The sequence below is a fragment of the Mycobacterium sp. NGS34 genome (assembly GCF_059812845.1).
The window spans coordinates 16947-35094 of the sequence record NZ_JCALDM010000009.1 but is presented as its reverse complement, the minus strand read 5'-3'; the positions used below and the strand labels follow the sequence as shown (position 1 = coordinate 35094).

Annotated in this window: 13 protein-coding genes and 1 pseudogene; 7 read left to right on the top strand and 7 right to left on the bottom strand. The window is 70.0% G+C overall.

Translation table 11 applies throughout. The features are described from left to right. Positions 1 to 62 precede the first annotated feature (62 nt). The 7 genes and pseudogenes from AC5Y7V_RS21525 (at position 63) to AC5Y7V_RS21495 (ending at position 8902) form a co-directional block, all read left to right on the top strand. On the top strand, positions 63 to 968 hold the full coding sequence (locus tag AC5Y7V_RS21525; protein WP_499882068.1) for a DUF5336 domain-containing protein: 906 nt from the start codon (positions 63 to 65) through the stop codon (positions 966 to 968). Between the two features lie 39 nt (positions 969 to 1007). Continuing rightward, positions 1008 to 2282: pseudogene (locus tag AC5Y7V_RS21520) on the top strand (cell division protein PerM); the annotation flags it as partial. Positions 2283 to 2375: 93 nt separating this feature from the next. Continuing rightward, positions 2376 to 3005, top strand: a complete 630-nt coding sequence (gene purN / locus AC5Y7V_RS21515; RefSeq protein ID WP_499882067.1) for a phosphoribosylglycinamide formyltransferase — start codon at positions 2376 to 2378, stop codon at positions 3003 to 3005. 7 nt (positions 3006 to 3012) lie between these two features. Further along, complete coding sequence (purH, locus tag AC5Y7V_RS21510) at positions 3013 to 4581, top strand: bifunctional phosphoribosylaminoimidazolecarboxamide formyltransferase/IMP cyclohydrolase (RefSeq protein ID WP_499882066.1); 1569 nt, start codon at positions 3013 to 3015, stop codon at positions 4579 to 4581. A gap of 63 nt (positions 4582 to 4644) precedes the next feature. After that, the gene (locus AC5Y7V_RS21505; RefSeq protein ID WP_499882202.1) at positions 4645 to 6009 is read left to right on the top strand and encodes a sigma 54-interacting transcriptional regulator; all 1365 of its coding nucleotides are present in this window, start codon (positions 4645 to 4647) and stop codon (positions 6007 to 6009) included. Next, on the top strand, positions 6002 to 7993 hold the full coding sequence (locus tag AC5Y7V_RS21500; protein ID WP_499882065.1) for a vWA domain-containing protein: 1992 nt from the start codon (positions 6002 to 6004) through the stop codon (positions 7991 to 7993). Before AC5Y7V_RS21505 ends, AC5Y7V_RS21500 begins: the two co-directional genes overlap by 8 nt. Before the next feature lie 60 nt (positions 7994 to 8053). Then, on the top strand, positions 8054 to 8902 hold the full coding sequence (locus AC5Y7V_RS21495) for an aldo/keto reductase (RefSeq protein WP_499882064.1): 849 nt from the start codon (positions 8054 to 8056) through the stop codon (positions 8900 to 8902). A gap of 28 nt (positions 8903 to 8930) precedes the next feature. Here the strand turns inward: AC5Y7V_RS21495 and AC5Y7V_RS21490 are convergent, their stop codons facing one another. From AC5Y7V_RS21490 to AC5Y7V_RS21460, 7 genes are all read right to left on the bottom strand, one after another. Next, the gene (locus AC5Y7V_RS21490) at positions 8931 to 9539 is read right to left on the bottom strand and encodes a DUF1707 SHOCT-like domain-containing protein (RefSeq protein ID WP_499882063.1); all 609 of its coding nucleotides are present in this window, start codon (positions 9537 to 9539) and stop codon (positions 8931 to 8933) included. Positions 9540 to 9654: 115 nt separating this feature from the next. Further along, on the bottom strand, positions 9655 to 10425 hold the full coding sequence (locus AC5Y7V_RS21485) for an enoyl-CoA hydratase family protein (protein ID WP_499882062.1): 771 nt from the start codon (positions 10423 to 10425) through the stop codon (positions 9655 to 9657). Further along, on the bottom strand, positions 10425 to 11591 hold the full coding sequence (locus tag AC5Y7V_RS21480) for an acyl-CoA dehydrogenase family protein (RefSeq protein WP_499882061.1): 1167 nt from the start codon (positions 11589 to 11591) through the stop codon (positions 10425 to 10427). Before AC5Y7V_RS21480 ends, AC5Y7V_RS21485 begins: the two co-directional genes overlap by 1 nt. Next, positions 11588 to 13576, bottom strand: a complete 1989-nt coding sequence (locus tag AC5Y7V_RS21475; protein WP_499882060.1) for an acetyl/propionyl/methylcrotonyl-CoA carboxylase subunit alpha — start codon at positions 13574 to 13576, stop codon at positions 11588 to 11590. Before AC5Y7V_RS21475 ends, AC5Y7V_RS21480 begins: the two co-directional genes overlap by 4 nt. A gap of 5 nt (positions 13577 to 13581) precedes the next feature. Continuing rightward, on the bottom strand, positions 13582 to 15177 hold the full coding sequence (locus AC5Y7V_RS21470; RefSeq protein ID WP_499882059.1) for an acyl-CoA carboxylase subunit beta: 1596 nt from the start codon (positions 15175 to 15177) through the stop codon (positions 13582 to 13584). Continuing rightward, the gene (locus AC5Y7V_RS21465; RefSeq protein ID WP_499882058.1) at positions 15174 to 16334 is read right to left on the bottom strand and encodes an acyl-CoA dehydrogenase family protein; all 1161 of its coding nucleotides are present in this window, start codon (positions 16332 to 16334) and stop codon (positions 15174 to 15176) included. The genes AC5Y7V_RS21470 and AC5Y7V_RS21465 overlap by 4 nt, the downstream gene beginning before the upstream one ends. Beyond that, positions 16331 to 18040, bottom strand: coding sequence for an acyclic terpene utilization AtuA family protein (locus tag AC5Y7V_RS21460; RefSeq protein WP_499882057.1), 1710 nt, complete (start codon positions 18038 to 18040; stop codon positions 16331 to 16333). The genes AC5Y7V_RS21465 and AC5Y7V_RS21460 overlap by 4 nt, the downstream gene beginning before the upstream one ends. Between the last annotated feature and the right edge of the window lie 108 nt (positions 18041 to 18148).

The window sequence follows — 18148 nt, the reverse complement described above, 5'->3', positions numbered from 1 at the left end:
GTCGCGCTTGAATGTGACGCCGCCGAGACACTTCAAGACCACGGGAAGCAACAGGAGGAGTCATGACCTACTCGCCCGGTAGCCCCGGATACCAATCCCCGCAGCCCGCCGGCTCCTACGCGGGCACCACGCCGTCGTTCGCCAAGACCGACGACGGCGAAAGCAAGCTTCCGCTGATCCTGAGCGTCGCCGTGGTGGTGCTCGGCATCGCGGTGTATCTGCTGAACTTCGGCCCGACGTTCACCATCGGCGCCGACCTGGGTCCCGGCGGTGGACGCGCCGGCGATGCGGGCACCGCGGTCATCGTCGCGGTGCTGGCGTCCCTGCTGGCCGGAGTCAGCTTGTTGCCCAAGGCGAAGAGCTATGTGGCGATCGTCGCGGTGGTCGCGGTGCTGGGTGCGCTGCTGGCCATCACCGAGACCGTCAACACGCCCGCCGGTTTCGCGATCGGCTGGGCGATGTGGCCCCTGGTGGCCTGCAGCATTTTCCAGGCGATCGCCGCCGTCGGCGCGTTGCTGCTGGACGCCGGCGTCATCACCGCGCCCGCCCCGCGCCCCAAGTACGACCCGTACGCGCAGTATGGCCAGTACGGGCAATACGGCCAGTACGGGCAGTACGGACAGCAGCCGTCGTATTACGGCCAGCAGCACCCGGGACACCAGGAGCCGCCCCGGCCGTCCGGGTACGGCGCCCAGTACGGGGGCTACCCGTCGAGCCAGGACGTGACGCAGCAGGCGATCCCCACGTCGACCGGCGGCTTCGCTGCACAGCCCTCGCCGCAATCCGGGCCCCAGCCGGCGGCGCATCAGCAGGGGCCGTCCACGCCACCCACCGGCTTCCCCAGCTTCGGTCCGCCGCCCTCGTCCAACGAGTCGCAGACGGGTTCGGCCCCGGCCGACCAATCCAGCCCAACCGGCGGCCAGGAGCAGCAACAGTCGCCGTCATCCGGGCCGGCGGCACCGGCCTAAGCCTGCGCCCTCGCGCGTAGTCGGGCACGTGCGCCAAGAGTGACAAGGGTGTCGGAAAGCGCGGACAGCCAGGCGGCGGGCGCGCGCCAGGCGCGCGACCTTGTCCGGGTGGCGTTCGCCCCGGCCGTCGTGGCGTTGGGCATCATCGCCGCGGTCACGTTGCTGCAGTTGCTGATCGCCAACAGCGACATGACCGGCGCGCCGGGAGCCATCGCCAGCATGTGGCTCGCGGTGCACCAGGTGCCGATCTCGATCGGCGGCCGCGAGCTCGGCGTGCTGCCGCTGCTGCCGGCCCTGTTGATGGTGTGGGGCACCGCGCGCACCAGCGCGCGGGCGACGTCGCCCTCGTCGTCGTGGCTGGTGGTCCGCTGGGTGATCGCCTCCGCGCTGGGTGGGCCGCTGCTGATGGCGGCGATCGCGCTGGCGGTCATCCACGATGCGTCGTCGGTGATCACCGAGCTGCAGACGCCCAGCGCCCTGCGGGCTTTCACCAGCGTGCTGGTGGTGCACGCGATCGGCGCGGCGATCGGCGTGTGGTCGCGGGTGGGCCGGCGCGCGTTGGCGGCGTCGCCGCTGCCCAATTGGCTCGCTGATTCGCTGCGCGCCGCGGTCGCCGGAGTGCTGGCGTTGCTCGGGCTTTCCGGCCTGGTGACCGCGGGCTCGCTGGTTGTGCACTGGTCGACGATGCAGGAGCTCTACGGGATCACCGATTCGATATTCGGCGAGTTCAGCCTCACGGTGTTGTCGGTGCTGTACGCGCCCAACGTCATCGTCGGCGCCGCGGCGGTGGCCGTCGGGTCCAGCGCCCACCTCGGCTTCGCGACGTTCAGTCCGTTCACCGTGTTCGGCGGCGACATGCCCGCGCTGCCGATCCTGGCCGCGGCCCCCACGCCGCCGCTGGGCCCGGTCTGGGTCGCGCTGCTCATCGTGGGCGCCTCGTCCGGCGTGGCGGTGGGACAGCAGTGCGCCCGGCACGCGCTGCCGCTTTTGCCGGCGCTGGCCAAATTGCTGGTGGCCTCGGTCGCCGGGGCGCTGGCGATGTCGTTGCTGGCCTACGGCGGCAGCGGCCGGCTGGGCAACTTCGGTCACGTCGGCGTCGACCAGGGGGCGCTGCTGATCGGCGTGTTCTTCTGGTTCGCGGTGGTCGGCTGGATAACCGTGGTGATGGCGGGCGGCATCTTGCCCGTCCGGCTCAGGCGGCCCAGGCGAGCAAAGCCCGCCCCCGTCGCGCCGGCCGAGGAGGAGCCGGCCGACGAGGACGACGTGCCCGCCGACGAGCCCCCGGACGAGCCCGAGGACGAGCCGCCGCCGGCGTGATCGAGTCTGCGCTCAGCGCGCCGACACGCCGGGCGATGCAGCGCTGGACGCAGAGTCGGCGCGGCGTGGCCTCCGACTAGGCTCCCCGTTGTGCCCCAACCGCTTCACGTGCCCCCGAGCGCACCGGCGCGGGTGGTGGTGCTGGCGTCGGGCACCGGTTCGCTGCTGGGCTCGCTCATCGAAGCCGCCACGGGCGACTTCCCGGCGCGAATCGTCGCCATCGGCGTGGACCGCGAATGCCGGGCCACCGAGGTCGCGGCGGCGGCGTCGCTGCCGGCGTTCACGGTCCGCCTCGGCGACTACCCGGACCGTGCGGCCTGGGACGCCGCCATCACCGAGGCCACCGCCGCGCACTCGCCCGACCTCATCGTCTCGGCGGGCTTCATGAAAATCCTTGGACCGCAATTCCTTTCGCGCTTCTGCGGCCGAACGCTCAACACGCATCCGGCGCTGCTGCCCGCATTCGCGGGAGCGCATGCCGTGCCCGACGCGCTGGCTTACGGTGTGAAGGTCACCGGCTGTACGGTGCACCTGGTAGACGCCGGCATGGACACCGGGCCGATATTGGCGCAGGAGCCCGTCCCGGTGCTCGACGGCGACGACGAAGAGACACTGCATGAGCGCATCAAGGTCATCGAACGGCGACTGTTGGTGGATGTGGTGGCCGCGATGGCGACTCGCGGCGTGACCTGGACCGGACGAAAGGCGACCTTGGGATGAGCCCAGCATGAGCGACGAGTCAAGAAGGGCGATTCGCCGCGCGTTGATCAGCGTGTACGACAAGACGGGGCTGATCGGACTCGCCGAGGGTCTTGCCGCGGCGGGCGTGGAGATCGTCTCGACCGGCTCCACCGCGAAAACCATTGCCGACAAAGGGATTCCGGTCACCCGGGTGGAGGAGCTGACCGGCTTCCCCGAAGTGCTCGACGGGCGGGTCAAGACGCTGCACCCGCGGGTGCACGCCGGGCTGCTGGCCGACCTGCGCAAGCCCGAGCATGCCGCCGCGCTCGAGGAGCTCGGGATCGCGGCGTTCGAACTGGTCGTCGTCAACCTCTATCCGTTCAGCGAGACCGTCGCCTCCGGCGCGAGCATCGACGACTGCGTCGAACAGATCGACATCGGCGGCCCGTCGATGGTCCGGGCGGCCGCCAAGAACCATCCCAGCGTGGCGGTGGTGGTCGACCCGCTCGGGTATGACGGGGTGCTCGCCGCGGTGCGCAACGGCGGATTTACCCTCTCCGAGCGCAAAAGGCTGGCGTCACTGGCGTTTCAGCACACCGCGGAGTACGACGTCGCCGTCGCCGGCTGGATGGAGTCGACGCTGGCGCCCGAGCATCCGCCCACGGCGTTCCCGCAGTGGCTCGCCGGCAGCTGGCGGCGCACGGCGATGCTGCGCTACGGGGAGAACCCGCACCAGCAGGCTGCGCTGTACAGCGACGCGGGCGCCTGGCCGGGGCTGGCGCAGGCCGAGCAGCTGCACGGAAAAGAGATGTCCTACAACAACTTCACCGACGCCGACGCGGCGTGGCGGGCGGCCTTCGACCACGAAGAGATCTGCGTGGCAATCATCAAGCACGCCAACCCTTGTGGGATCGCGATCTCGTCGGTGTCGGTGGCCGAGGCGCATCGCAAGGCCCACGAATGCGATCCGCTGAGCGCCTTCGGCGGGGTGATCGCGTCGAACACCGAAGTCAGCGTCGAGATGGCCGAGTACGTCAGCACCATCTTCACCGAGGTGATCGTGGCGCCGGCCTACGCGCCGGGCGCCGTCGACGCGTTGACGCGCAAGAAGAACATCCGGGTGCTGGTGGCCTCCGAGCCGCTGGCCGGCGGCACCGAGCTGCGGCCGGTTAGCGGGGGACTGCTGGTGCAGCAACGCGACCAGCTCGACGCGCACGGCGACAACCCGGCGAACTGGACCCTGGCCACCGGATCGCCGGCCGACCCGAACACCTTGACCGACCTGGTCTTTGCGTGGCGGTCCTGCCGCGCGGTCAAGTCGAACGCGATCGTCATCGCGGCCGACGGCGCCACCATCGGCGTCGGCATGGGACAGGTCAACCGGGTCGACGCCGCCCGGCTGGCCGTCGAGCGCGGCGGCGACCGGGTCCGCGGCGCGGTCGCCGCCTCGGACGCGTTCTTCCCGTTCCCCGACGGCCTCGAGACGCTGACCGCCGCCGGGGTGAAGGCCGTCGTGCACCCGGGCGGGTCGGTGCGCGACGACGAGGTGACCGCGGCCGCCGCAAACGCCGGCGTCACCCTGTACCTCACCGGGGCCCGTCACTTCGCGCACTAGCACGCTTACCGAGTGGGAGCTGCGCCCTACGCGTAGCGTGGAGTGGTGCCATCACCGAGCAACATGCCCCGCACGGTCGGCGAACTGCGCGCCGCCGGCCACCGCGAACGGGGAGTCAAACAGGAAATCCGCGAAAACCTGCTGACCGCGCTGGCCGAGGGTGAAGCGGTCTGGCCGGGCATCCTGGGCTTCGACGACACCGTGCTGCCTCAGCTGGAGCGCGCGCTCATCGCCGGCCACGACTTCGTGCTGCTGGGCGAACGCGGCCAGGGCAAGACCCGGCTGCTGCGGGCCCTGGTCGGGCTGCTCGACGAGTGGACACCCGTGATCGACGGGGCCGAGCTGGGCGAGCACCCCTATCGGCCGATCACGCCGGAGTCGATCCGGCGGGCCGCGACCCTGGGCGACGACCTCCCCGTGGCGTGGAAGCACCGCAGCGAGCGCTACACCGAGAAGCTGGCCACGCCGGACACCAGCGTCGCCGACCTGGTCGGTGACATCGACCCGATCAAGGTCGCCGAGGGCCGCAGCCTCGGGGACCCCGAGACCATCGCCTACGGGCTGATCCCGCGCGCACACCGCGGCATCGTCGCGGTCAACGAGCTGCCCGACCTCGCGGAGCGCATTCAGGTGTCGATGCTCAACGTCATGGAGGAGCGCGACATCCAGGTCCGCGGCTACACGCTGCGCCTGCCGCTGGACGTGTTGGTGGTCGCCAGTGCCAACCCCGAGGACTACACCAACCGGGGCCGCATCATCACCCCGCTGAAGGACCGGTTCGGCGCCGAGATCCGCACCCACTACCCGCTGGAGCTGGAGGCCGAGGTGGGCGTGATTGTCCAGGAAGCCCATCTGAGCGCCCAGGTCCCCGGCTACCTGATGCAGGTGATGGCGCGGTTCGCCCGGTACCTGCGCGAGTCCAACTCGGTCGACCAGCGGTCCGGGGTGTCGGCGCGGTTCGCGATCGCGGCGGCCGAGACCGTCGCGGCAGCCGCCCGGCACCGCGGCGCGGTACTGGGGGAGACCGACCCGGTGGCCCGGGTGGTCGACCTGGGCACGATCATCGACGTGCTGCGCGGCAAGCTGGAATTCGAGTCCGGCGAGGAGGGCCGCGAACAGGCCGTGCTGGAGCACCTGTTGCGCCGCGCGACCGCCGACACCGCGGCCCGGGTGCTGGGCGGCATCGACGTCGGCGCGCTGGTGGCGGCGGTCGAGGGCGGCTCGGCGGTCACGACGGGCGAGCGGGTGTCGGCCAAGGACGTGCTGGCCGCCGTGCCCAACCTGCCTGTCGTGGACAAGATCGCGGCCAAGCTGCACGCCGAATCCGAAGGTGAGCGGGCGGCGGCATTGGAATTGGCGCTCGAGGCGTTGTATCTGGCCAAGCGGATCGACAAGGTGTCCGGGGAGGGCCAAACCGTCTATGGCTAGAGGGCATTCGTCCCGATACTCGGCGTACACCGGCGGGCCCGACCCGCTGGCACCGCCGGTGGATCTGCGCGAGGCGCTCGAACAGATCGGCCAGGACGTGATGGCCGGCACCTCGCCGCGGCGCGCGCTCTCGGAGTTGCTGCGCCGCGGCACCAAGAACATGCCCGGCGCCGACCGGCTGGCCGCCGAGGCGAACAAGCGCCGACGGGATCTGTTGCGCCGCAACAACTTGGACGGCACCCTGCAGGAGATCAAGAAGCTGCTCGACGAGGCGGTGCTGGCCGAACGCAAGGAGCTGGCCCGCGCGCTGGACGACGACGCCCGCTTCGGCGAGCTGCAGCTGGACGCGCTCCCGGCGTCACCCGCCAAGGCCGTCCAGGAGCTTTCCAACTACGACTGGCGCAGCCCCGAGGCCCGCCAAAAGTACGAGCAGATCAAGGATTTGCTCGGCCGCGAGATGCTGGACCAGCGTTTCGCGGGGATGAAGCAGGCCCTGGAGGGCGCCACCGACGAGGATCGCCAGCGCGTCAACGAGATGCTGGACGACCTGAACGGGCTGCTGGACAAGCACGCCAAGGGCCAGGACACCCAGCAGGACTTCGAAGACTTCATGGACAAGCACGGTGAATTCTTCCCGGAGAACCCGCGCAACGTCGACGAGCTGCTGGACTCGCTGGCCAAGCGCGCCGCCGCGGCGCAGCGCTTCCGCAACAGCCTGAGCCCCGACCAGCGCGCCGAGCTGGATGCGCTGGCGCAGCAGGCATTTGGTTCTCCGGCGTTGATGGAGGCGCTGGGCCGGCTAGACGCGCACCTGCAGGCCGCGCGGCCCGGCGAGGACTGGACCGGATCCGAGCAGTTCTCCGGCGACAACCCGTTCGGCATGGGCGAAGGCACGCAGGCGATCTCGGACATCGCCGAACTCGAGCAGCTGGCCGAGCAGCTGTCGCAGAGTTACCCGGGCGCCACCATGGATGACGTCGACCTGGACGCGCTGGCCCGCCAGCTCGGCGACGAGGCGGCCATCGACGCGCGCACCCTCGCCGAATTGGAACGTGCCCTGGTCAATCAGGGCTTCCTGGACCGTGGTTCGGACGGCCAGTGGCGGCTCTCGCCCAAGGCGATGCGCCGGCTCGGGGAGACGGCGCTGCGCGATGTGGCGCAACAACTTTCGGGCCGGCGCGGTGAGCGCGATCATCGCCGCGCGGGCGCCGCCGGCGAATTGACCGGAGCGACGCGACCCTGGCAATTCGGTGACACCGAGCCGTGGAACATTCCCCGCACCATGACCAACGCGGTGCTGCGGCGGGCCGGGACCACGACGACGGCCCGCTCGGACGGGGAGGGCGTTTCGCTGCGGATCACGGTCGACGACGTCGAGGTCTCCGAGACCGAGACCCGCACCCAGGCCGCCGTGGCGCTACTGGTCGACACGTCGTTTTCGATGGTGATGGAGAATCGCTGGCTGCCGATGAAGCAGACGGCGCTCGCGCTCAATCACCTGGTGTGCACGCGTTTTCGCTCGGACGCCCTGCAGATCATCGCCTTCGGCCGGTACGCCCGCACGGTGACGGCCGCCGAGCTGACCGGCCTGGAGGGCGTCTACGAGCAGGGCACCAACCTGCATCACGCGCTCGCGCTGGCGGGTCGGCACCTGCGCCGGCACCCCAACGCGCAACCCGTCGTGCTGGTGGTGACCGACGGCGAGCCGACCGCTCACCTGGAGGACTTCAACGGCGACGGGTCGGCGGTGTTTTTTGATTACCCGCCGCATCCGCGGACCATCGCCCACACCGTGCGCGGATTCGACGACATGGCAAGGCTCGGCGCGCAGGTGACGATTTTCCGGCTCGGCGACGACCCGGGGCTGGCGCGGTTCATCGACCAGGTCGCGCGGCGCGTCGAGGGCCGTGTCGTGGTGCCCGACCTCGACGGCCTGGGGGCCGCCGTGGTGGGCGACTACCTGCGCTCGCGGCGGCGACGATAATCCCGCAGTGGGAATAGATCCTTCCCCGACCGGGTAGTAGGGCGGAGAAGGAGGAGACGCATGAGCAACGTTCCAACGATCGAACTCAACGACGGTGTGCGCATCCCGCAGCTTGGTTTCGGCGTGTTCCAGATCAAGCCGGACGAGACGGCCGCGGCCGTCAAGGGCGCCCTTGACATCGGATACCGGCACATCGACACCGCGGAAATGTATGGCAACGAAACGGAAGTCGGTCAAGGCATCCGCGACGCCGGCCTGGACCGCGCCGATGTTTTCATCACCAGCAAGCTCAACAACGGCTTCCACAAGCCCGACGATGCGCGGCGCGCATTCGACAAGACGCTGGAGGCCCTGGCCTCCGACTACGTCGACCTGTTCCTCATTCACTGGCCGCTGCCCACCCTCTACGGCGGGGACTTCGTCTCCACCTGGAAGGTCCTCGAAGAGTTCGCCAAGGACGGCCGCGCCCGCAGCGTCGGTGTGTCGAACTTCCAGACCGCGCATCTGGAGCGCCTCGCCGCGGAAACCGAAACGGTGCCGTCGGTCAACCAGATCGAGGTTCATCCGTACTTCACCAACGAGCAGGTCCGCGCCTACGGGCGCGACCACGGCATCGTCACCGAGGCGTGGTCGCCGATCGCCCAGGGCAAGGTGCTCGGCGACCCGGTGATCAACCGCATCGCCGAGGCGCGTGGCAAGTCGCCGGCGCAGGTGGTGTTGCGCTGGCACGTTCAGCGCGGCGACATCGTCTTCCCCAAATCGGTGACGCCGGAACGGATCAGGGAGAACTTCGAGCTGTTCGACTTCGACCTGGACGCCGCCGACATGGAGGCGATCTCGGCGCTGGACAAGGGCGAGTCGGGCAGGAGGGGCCCCAACCCCGACACGTTCGACTACATTCCGGGCTAGCGACGCTCGGAGAGCTTGGGGCACAACGCTATCGGGGCCGGCGGGCCTTACGCTTGACGCCCACCCCGCCCCACAGCGAGAAGCCGCGGATCTTAACCTTAGGCGCGCCCGGCGTGCCCTGGCCTAGCACCGCGTGGTCGAAGCCGCCCATTACGGCGCGGCCGTGGATCTCGACGTTGACCTCGGGCGGCAGCAAGATGTTCTGCGCGCCCATGATCGAGATCGCGTGGATCTCGACCTCGGTGGAGGTGAAGTCGGCGTAACGCAGATCCACCACCCCGGTGCCCCAGAAGGTGAAGGTGGTCAGCTTCTTCGGCACGTTCCACCGGCCGCGCCGCTCGAAATTGCTCATCAACGCCAGCAGCAAGGTCGACGGTGCGGGGTTGGGCTTGCCGCCCCGGCGCGGGCTCAGCATCGCGCCGGGCAGGTCGGCCCGCAGCTCGTCGAGCTCCTCGTACGTGGTGGCCGCGTAGGCCTTCGTCAGCCGGTCTTCGTAGTCCTTCATCTGCAGGCGGCCCTGCTCGGCCGCGTACGCGAGCAACTGCGCGACCTGGATGCGATCCGTGTCGGCCGCGCGGGACGGTACGTCGCGCGCGGCCTGCGTCTCGCCGGCATCGCGCTGCGCTGAGTTGCTCATCATCCACGAGCGTACGACGTAGAAGTTTTGCTGCAAGGGGGTTGGCTAAACTGCAACGTTCTTCCCAGGTCGAGGCCTTGCCCCGGTGCCTTTTGCGCAGGTCGCGCGGGCCCCGTTAGACGTTTGCCCAACTGGGCGGGCGCTTCTGCAGGAACGCCATCATGCCTTCGCGGGCTTCCTCGGATACGAACAGCCGGGCCGATTCCTCGGTAAGCCGTTCGGCGTCGCGGTCGAAACCCGCCAGCACCGCGGCGGTGGTTAGCGCCTTCGACGCGGCGAGGCCTTGCGGCGAGCCGCGGCCCACGTCCGCGACGACCTTCGCCACCGCGGCGTCGACGTCGTCGGCCGCGATCGTGACGAGTCCGATCTCCGCGGCCACCGCCGCATCGAACGTCTCGCCGGTCAGGTAGTAGCGCGCCGCGGCGCGCGGCGACATCTTTGGCAGCAGCGTCAGCGAAATGATCGCCGGCGCGACGCCGATCCGGGCCTCGGTGAGCGCGAAGGTGCTGCGGGGTCCGGCGATCGCGATGTCGCAGGCGCCGACCAAACCGAACCCGCCGGCGCGGACGTGCCCGTCGACGGCGGCGATGACCGGCAGCGGCGAGGAGACGATGGCGCGCAGCAGTGCGGTCATTTCGCGGGCCCGGGCCACGGCCGCATCAAAGGGGTCGCCGCCACTGGCCTCGCTCAGGTCCGCCCCGGCGCAGAAGGTGCCACCGGTGTGGCCCAGCACGACCACCCGCACCTGCGGGTCCGTGGCGGCCTCGCGGAGTCCCCGATGCAACTGCTCGACCAGAGCAGTCGACAGTGCGTTGCGGTTATGCGGCGAATTCAGGGTGAGCCGGGCGACATGCCCGTCTACCGAATAGTCGACGACGGCGTCCATCAGTACGACCGGGGCAGGCCCAACGACGTCTGCGCGACGAAGTTCAGCACCATCTCGCGGCTGATCGGGGCGATCCGGCCGAGCCGGGCCGAGGCGAGCATCGCCGCCACACCGTACTCCTTCGTCAACCCGTTGCCGCCCATCGACTGCACCGCCTGGTCGACGGAACGGGTGGCCGCCTCGGCCGCGGCGTACTTGGCCATGTTGGCGGCCTCGGCGGCGCCCCCGTCGTCGCCGCTGTCGTACAGCGTCGCGGCCTTCTGCATCATTAGCTTGGCGAGCTCGACCTCAATGTGGCACTGCGCCAACGGATGTGACAGGCCCTGGTGTGCACCGATGGGGGTGGACCAGACCTGGCGGGTCTTGACGTAGTCGACGGCCTTGTTCAGCGCGCACCGCGCCATGCCCACCGAGCTGGCCGCGCCCATGATGCGCTCGGGGTTCAGGCCGGCGAAAAGCTGCGCGATGGCGGCGTCTTGGGCTCCGACGAGCGCATCGTCGGGCAGCCGGACGTCGTCGAGGAAGACCTGGAATTGGCGCTCGGGGCTGATCAATTCCATCTCGATCGGGGTGTAGGTGAAACCCGGCGCGTCGGTGGGCACCACGAACAGCGCCGGGCGGAGCTTGCCCGTCTTTGCTTCCTCCGTGCGGGCCACCACCAGCACCGCCTGCGCCTGATCGATGCCGGAGATGTAAACCTTCTGGCCCTTGAGGATCCAGTCGCCGCCGTCGCGCCGGGCGGTGGTGGTGATCTTGTGCGAGTTGGAGCCGGCGTCGGGCTCGGTGATCGCGAACGCCATCGTCAGGGAGCCGTCGGCGATTCCGGGGATCCAGCGCTTTTTCTGCTCCTCGGTGCCGAACTTGCTGATGATGGTGCCGTTGATGGCCGGTGACACCACCATCAGCAGCAGCGCGCTGCCCGCGGCCGCCATCTCCTCCATCACCAGCGACAGCTCGTACATCCCGGCGCCGCCGCCGCCGTACTCCTCGGGAAGGTTCACCCCCAGGAAGCCGAGTTTGCCCGCCTCGGCCCACAATTCGGTGGTGTGTTCGTGTGCGCGGGCCTTCTGCAGGTAGTACTCGGCGCCGTAGTTGGATGCCCACTCGGACACCGCCTTGCGCAGCGCCCGGCGCTCCTCGTTCTCGATGAAGCTGCTGTCGGTCACTGTGAATCTCCTTCTGCTTCGGGCGCTTCCACTCGTGCCAGGACGGCGCCCACCTCGACTTGCTGACCGGTTTCGACGTTGAGCTCGGCGAGCACGCCATCCGACGGGGCGGTGATGGTGTGCTCCATCTTCATCGCCTCCAGCCAGATCAGGGGCTGGCCGATTGCGACGGTGTCGCCGACCGCGGCGCCGACGCGGATGACGTTGCCGGGCATGGGCGCCACCAGGGAACCCTTCTCGACGGTCGAACCGGGCTCCGGGAAGCGCGGCAGCGCGACCAGGTGCACGGGCCCGCGCACCGAATCGACGTAGACGTCTTGAAGGTTGGGGCCGTAGCGCCGCACCGCGAAGGTGAGCTCCACCCCGTCGTCGGCGAGGATGACCCGATCCGGCGCGGCGGAGACCAGGCGCACGGACGGGTGGCCGGGCAGCGTCAATCCGGTTCGGGTGAAACGGTATTCGACGCCGTGCTCGGTGTCGGCGTCATCACGATAGGTCTTGACCTGATACCCCGACGGCAGGTTGCGCCAGCCGCTGGGCATCGAGCCGAACACGCTAGCGGTCGCGCGGTTGCGTGCGGCGTCGGCGAGGGCGGCGGCGACGGCGGACAACCGGATCGCCGCGTCGTCGGCCAGCGGTGCGGACAGTTCCGCCAGGCCGTGGGTGTCGAAAAACGCGGTGTCGGTGGCGCCGTCGAGGAACGCCGGGTAGCGCAGCACGTTCACCAGCAGTTCGCGGTTGGTGCGCACGCCGTGCAGGCGGGCGCGGGCCAGCGCGTCGGCGAGCACCAGCGCGGCCTGCCGCCGCGTCGGGGCGTAGGAGATGACCTTGGCGAGCATCGGGTCGTAGTGGATCGACACCACCGATCCGGCGACGATCCCGGAGTCCAGCCGGATCCCCGTGCGGTGCCCCAGCGGGCCGAACTCGGCCCGCACGCCCGGCACGTCGATCGTGTGCACCGGGCCGGCCTGCGGCTGCCAGCCGTGCGCGGGGTCCTCGGCGTAGAGCCGGGCCTCGATCGAATATCCCTGGGCGGTGGGCGGTTCGGCGTCGAGCCGGCCGCCGGCGGCGACGTCGAGCTGCAGTTCGACCAGGTCCAGCCCGGTGGTCTCCTCGGTGACCGGGTGCTCGACCTGCAGCCTCGTGTTCATCTCCAGGAAGTAGAACTCGCCGTCATCATCGGCGAGGAACTCGACGGTGCCGGCGCCGGTGTAGCCGATCGCCCCGGCGGCCAGGCGTGCCGCGTCGAAAAGCTTGGCTCGCATGCCCGGCGTGCGCTCCACCAGGGGTGAGGGGGCCTCCTCGATGATCTTCTGGTGGCGGCGCTGAATCGAGCATTCGCGCTCCCCAACGGCCCACACCGTGCCGTGGGCGTCGGCGAGGACCTGGACCTCGACGTGGTGCCCAGTGGGCAGGTAGCGCTCGCAGAACACCGTCGGGTCCCCGAACGCCGACTGCGCCTCGCGCCGCGCCGCCTCGACTTCGCCGGCCAGCGCGGACAATTCGCGCACCACCCGCATGCCGCGGCCGCCGCCGCCCGCGGAGGCCTTGACCAGCACCGGCAGTTGGTCGTCCGTGACCGTGTCGGGGTCCAGCTCGTCGAGCACCGGAACTCCCGCGGCGGCCATCAGTTTCTTGGACTCGATCTTGGAGCCCATCGCGCGCACCGCGTCCACCGGCGGGCCGACCCAGGTCAGGCCCGCGCCCTGCACGGCGGCGGCGAATTCGGCGTTCTCCGAGAGGAATCCGTAGCCGGGGTGGACGGCGTCGGCGCCGGCGGCGCGGGCCGCGGCGATGATCGCCTCGGCGTTCAGATAATCGTTGGTCTGGGGCAGCCGCACCCGGGCGTCGGCCTCGGCGACGTGCGGCGATGCGGCATCGGGGTCGGTGTAGACGGCGACGGTGCCCAGACCCAGCCGACGGCAGGTGGCGAACACCCGTCGGGCGATCTCGCCCCGGTTGGCGACCAGCACTCGAGTGACCATGGGGCTCACATCCGGAAGACGCCGAAGTTCGACGTCCCCTTGATCGGGCCATTGGCGATGGCGGACAAACACATTCCCAGCACGGTGCGGGTGTCGCGGGGGTCGATCACACCGTCGTCGTAGAGCATGCCGGACAGCACCAGCGGCAGCGACTCCGCCTCGATCTGCCCCTCGACGGCGGCCCGCATGGCGGCGTCGGCCTCCTCGTCGACCTGCTGCCCGCGGGCCTGCGCGGCCGCCCGGGCCACGATCGACAGGACGCCGGCGAGCTGCGCGCCGCCCATCACCGCGGATTTGGCGCTGGGCCAGGAGAACAGGAATCGAGGATCATAGGCGCGCCCGCACATGCCGTAGTGGCCCGCACCGTACGACGCCCCGATCAGCAGCGAGATGTGCGGCACGGCCGAGTTGGACACGGCGTTGATCATCATCGAGCCGTGCTTGATCATCCCGCCCTCTTCGTAGTCCTTGCCGACCATGTAGCCGGTGGTGTTGTGCAGGAACAACAATGGCGTATCCGAGCGGTTCGCCAGCTGAATGAACTGGGTGGCCTTCTGGGATTCCTCGCTGAACAGCACCCCGCGCGCGTTGGCCAGAATTCCCAGCGGGTACCCGTGCAGCCTGGCCCACCCGGTCACCAGCGACGAGCCGTACATGGGCTTGAACTCGTCGAAGTCCGAACCGTCGACGATGCGGGCGATCACCTCGCGGGGGTCGAAGGGGATGCGCAGGTCGGCGGGCACGATGCCGATCAGTTCCTCGGCGTCGAACAGCGGCTCGGTGATCGGGCCGGGAGCGGGTCCCTGCTTGACCCAGTTCAGCCGCGACACGATGCGCCGCCCGATCCGGATCGCGTCCAGCTCGTCGACGGCGTAATAGTCCGCCAACCCCGAAGTGCGGGCGTGCATTTCGGCGCCGCCGAGCGACTCGTCGTCGGACTCTTCGCCCGTGGCCATCTTGACCAGCGGGGGACCGGCGAGGAACACCTTCGAGCGCTCCTTGATCATCACGACGTGGTCGGACATGCCCGGGATGTACGCGCCGCCCGCGGTGGAGTTGCCGAACACCAGGGCGATGGTCGGGATGCCGGCCGCCGAGAGCCGGGTCAGGTCCCGGAACATCTGCCCGCCGGGGATGAAGATCTCTTTCTGGGTGGGCAGGTCCGCCCCACCGGACTCCACCAGCGAAATCACCGGCAGCCGGTTCTGGAAGGCGATCTGGTTGGCGCGCAAGATCTTTCGCAGCGTCCACGGGTTGCTGGTGCCGCCCTTGACCGTCGGGTCGTTGGCCACGATCAGGCATTCCACGCCCGACACCACGCCGATGCCGGTGACGGTGCTGGCGCCGATCTGGAAGGCGCTGCCGTATGCGGCCAGCGGGCTGAGCTCCAGGAACGGCGAGTCCGGGTCGATGAGCAGTTCGATGCGCTCCCGTGCGGTCAGCTTGCCGCGGGCGTGGTGACGCTCGACGTACTTTTCGCCCCCGCCGGCCAGGGCCTTGGCGAGTTCGGCGTCGATCTCGTCGAGCCGCTCGGCCGTCGTCGACGCCGCGTCGGTGTAGGCGGCGGAGCTCGGATCGAGCGTGGACTTCAGTGTCGTCACGATTGGTATCCCAGGGTTTTCGCGGCCAGTGCGGTCAGGATCTCGGTGGTGCCGCCGCCGATGCCCAGGATCCGCATGTCCCGGTATTGGCGTTCGACTTCGGATTCGGCCATGTAGCCCATGCCGCCGAACAGCTGCACGGCCTGGTTGGCCACCCATTCGCCGGCCTCGACGGCGGTGTTCTTGGCGAAGCACACCGGCGCGATCAGGTTCGTCTCGCCGGCGAGCTCGCGCTCGACCACGTTGCGTGCATACACCCGCGCCACGTCGATGCGCCGCGCCATCTCGGCCAGCGTGTTCTGCACCGACTGCCGCGAGATCAGCGGCCGGCCGAACGTCTCCCGGTCGCGGCACCACGCAACGGTGATGTCCAGGCACCGCTGCGCGCTCGAATACGCCTGCGCGGCAAGGCCGATCCGCTCCGACACGAAGGCCTGGGCGATCTGGGCGAATCCCGTGTTCGGGGTGCCGACCAGGTTGGCCGCCGGCACGCGCACGTCGGTGTAGGACAGTTCGGCGGTGTCGGAGGAGCGCCAGCCCATCTTGTCCAGCTTGCGGGTCACCTCGAAGCCGGGCGTTCCCTTCTCGACCACCAGCAGCGAAACCCCGGCCGCGCCTGGGCCTCCCGTGCGCACCGCGGTGACGACGTAGTCGGCGCGGACCCCGGAGGTGATGTAGGTTTTCGCGCCGTTGACCACGTAGTGGTCGCCGTCGTCCGCGCGGACAAACTCAGCGCTGGTCCGCAGGTGCCCGACGTCCGAACCGCCGCCCGGCTCGGTGATGGCCAGCGAACCGATCTTCTCGCCGGCCAGCGTGGGCCGGACAAAGGTGTCGATCAGCCGCGCGTCGCCCGAGGCGATCATGTGCGGCACCGCGATGCCCGAGGTGAACAGCGACGCGAACACGCCGCCCGGGGCGCCGGCCTGGTGCACCTCCTCGCAGATGACCACCGCGTCGGCGCCATCGCCCCCACCGCCGCCGACCGACTCGGGAAAGCTCGCCCCCAGCAGCCCGGCCGACCCGGCCCGGCGGTGCAGGTCGCGCGGCAGGTCGCCGGTGCGTTCCCACTCGTCGGCGTTGGGCAGGATCTCGCGTTCGGTGAAGGAGCGCACCGTCTTTCGCAGCTGTTCACGCTCGGGGGTGGTCCAGATGCTCATAGGAGGGTCTCCGGGATGTCGAGGTAACGGCCGCGCAGCCATTCGCCCAGCCCCTTGGCCTGCGGATCGAACCGCGCGTTGTAGGCGACGCCCTGCCCCAGGATGCCGTCGATGACAAAGTTCACCGCGCGCAGGTTGGGCAGCACGTGGCGGGTGACCTCGAAGTCGGCCGCCTCGGGCAGCAGCTCCTTGAGCCGCTCGACGGTCAGGGTGTGGGCCAGCCAACGCCATTGGTCGTCGGTGCGCACCCACACGCCCACGTTGGCCGACCCGCCCTTGTCGCCGCTGCGGGCCCCGGCGATGCGGCCCAGCGGCACCCTGCGCGTCGGGCCGGTCGGCAGCGGCTCGGGCAACGGCGGCGGGTCGGCGGGCGCCAGCTCCAAAGTATCCGTCGCGCAAGGGATGTCAACGCGGGTGCCGTCGGCGTGCACGGCGGTGTGCGGCACCTCCTTGGCGTCGACGTAGCCCGGGGTGAAGACGCCGTAGACCTGACCGTCCCCGGGCGGGGCCGTCACGTGGAAGCCGGGGTAACTGGCGAGCGCCAATTCCACCGCCGCGGAGGAGAACTGGCGCCCCACGTTGGACGGGTCGGGGTCGCGGACGACGCAGTGCAACAACGCGCTGGCCGCCTCTTCGGTGTCGGCGTCGGGCTGGTCGGTGCGGGCCAGCGACCACTGGAGTTCCGCGGGCTTCACCGTCAACGCGGCCTCGAGCTGGCGGCGCATCAGGTCGGCCTTGGCCTCGATGTCCAGGCCGGTCAGCACGAACGTCATCGCGTTGCGGAACCCGCCGATGCTGTTCAGCGACACCTTGTACGTGGGTGGCGGCGGTTCGCCGCGCACCCCGTCGATGCGCACCCGGTCGGGGCCGTCCGCGGTCAGCTCGACGGTGTCCATCCTGGCGGTCACGTCGGGGTTGGCGTATCGCGCGCCGGTGATCTCGTAGAGCAGCTGCGCGGTGACGGTGTCGACGCTGACCAAGCCGCCGGTGCCCGGATGCTTGGTGATGACCGAGGAGCCGTCGGCGTGGACCTCGGCCAGTGGGAAGCCGGCGTGGGTCAGATCCGGGATTTCGGTGAAGAATGAGTAGTTGCCGCCGGTGGCCTGCACGCCGCATTCGATGACGTGGCCCGCGACGACCGCGCCGGCCAGCCGGTCGTAGTCGGTGGGGCCCCAGCCGAAGTGCGCCGCCGCCGCCCCGACGATCACCGAGGCGTCGGTGACCCGGCCGGTCACGACGACGTCGGCGCCGTCGTTCAGGCAGTCGACGATTCCCCACGCGCCCAGGTAGGCGTTGGCGGTCAGCGGCGTGCCCAGCCCCAGCTCGGCCGCGCGGGACAACAGGTCGTCGCCCTCGACGTGGGCGACCCGCGCCGGCACGCCGAGGCGTTCGGCGAGCGCGCGGATCGCGTCGGCCAGCCCGGCGGGGTTGAGGCCGCCCGCGTTGGCGACGATGCGCACCCCGCGGTCGCGGGCCTCACCCAGGCAGCCCTCGAGCTGCGTGAGGAAGGTCTTGGCGTAGCCGCGCTCGGGATGCTTCATCTTGTCGCGGCCCAGGATCAGCATGGTCAGTTCGGCCAGGTAGTCGCCGGTGAGGTAGTCGACGTCGCCGCCGGTGAGCATCTCGCGCATGGCCGAAAGCCGGTCGCCGTAGAAGCCCGAACAATTCGCGATCCGGACGGGGTCGCGGCCAGCAGCAGAGGCCATGCAGTCCTCCAATCTGCGATTCACCGGCGAGCGCAAACCAACCAACCAACCGGTAGGTTAGCGGGTACCCGCGGTGTCGCGTCAAGGTGCCCGCCCACCCCTCCGGCC

Bases quoted from the DNA above. Each gene is read 5' to 3' on its own strand.
- AC5Y7V_RS21525 (WP_499882068.1), top strand. From the start codon at position 63: ATGACCTACTCGCCCGGTAGCCCCGGATACCAATCCCCGCAGCCCGCC.
- purH (WP_499882066.1), top strand. From the start codon at position 3,013: ATGAGCGACGAGTCAAGAAGGGCGATTCGCCGCGCGTTGATCAGCGTG.
- AC5Y7V_RS21505 (WP_499882202.1), top strand. From the start codon at position 4,645: ATGCCCCGCACGGTCGGCGAACTGCGCGCCGCCGGCCACCGCGAACGG.
- AC5Y7V_RS21500 (WP_499882065.1), top strand. From the start codon at position 6,002: ATGGCTAGAGGGCATTCGTCCCGATACTCGGCGTACACCGGCGGGCCC.
- AC5Y7V_RS21495 (WP_499882064.1), top strand. From the start codon at position 8,054: ATGAGCAACGTTCCAACGATCGAACTCAACGACGGTGTGCGCATCCCG.
- AC5Y7V_RS21490 (WP_499882063.1), bottom strand. From the start codon at position 9,539: ATGAGCAACTCAGCGCAGCGCGATGCCGGCGAGACGCAGGCCGCGCGC.
- AC5Y7V_RS21485 (WP_499882062.1), bottom strand. From the start codon at position 10,425: ATGGACGCCGTCGTCGACTATTCGGTAGACGGGCATGTCGCCCGGCTC.
- AC5Y7V_RS21475 (WP_499882060.1), bottom strand. From the start codon at position 13,576: ATGGTCACTCGAGTGCTGGTCGCCAACCGGGGCGAGATCGCCCGACGG.
- AC5Y7V_RS21465 (WP_499882058.1), bottom strand. From the start codon at position 16,334: ATGAGCATCTGGACCACCCCCGAGCGTGAACAGCTGCGAAAGACGGTG.
- AC5Y7V_RS21460 (WP_499882057.1), bottom strand. From the start codon at position 18,040: ATGGCCTCTGCTGCTGGCCGCGACCCCGTCCGGATCGCGAATTGTTCG.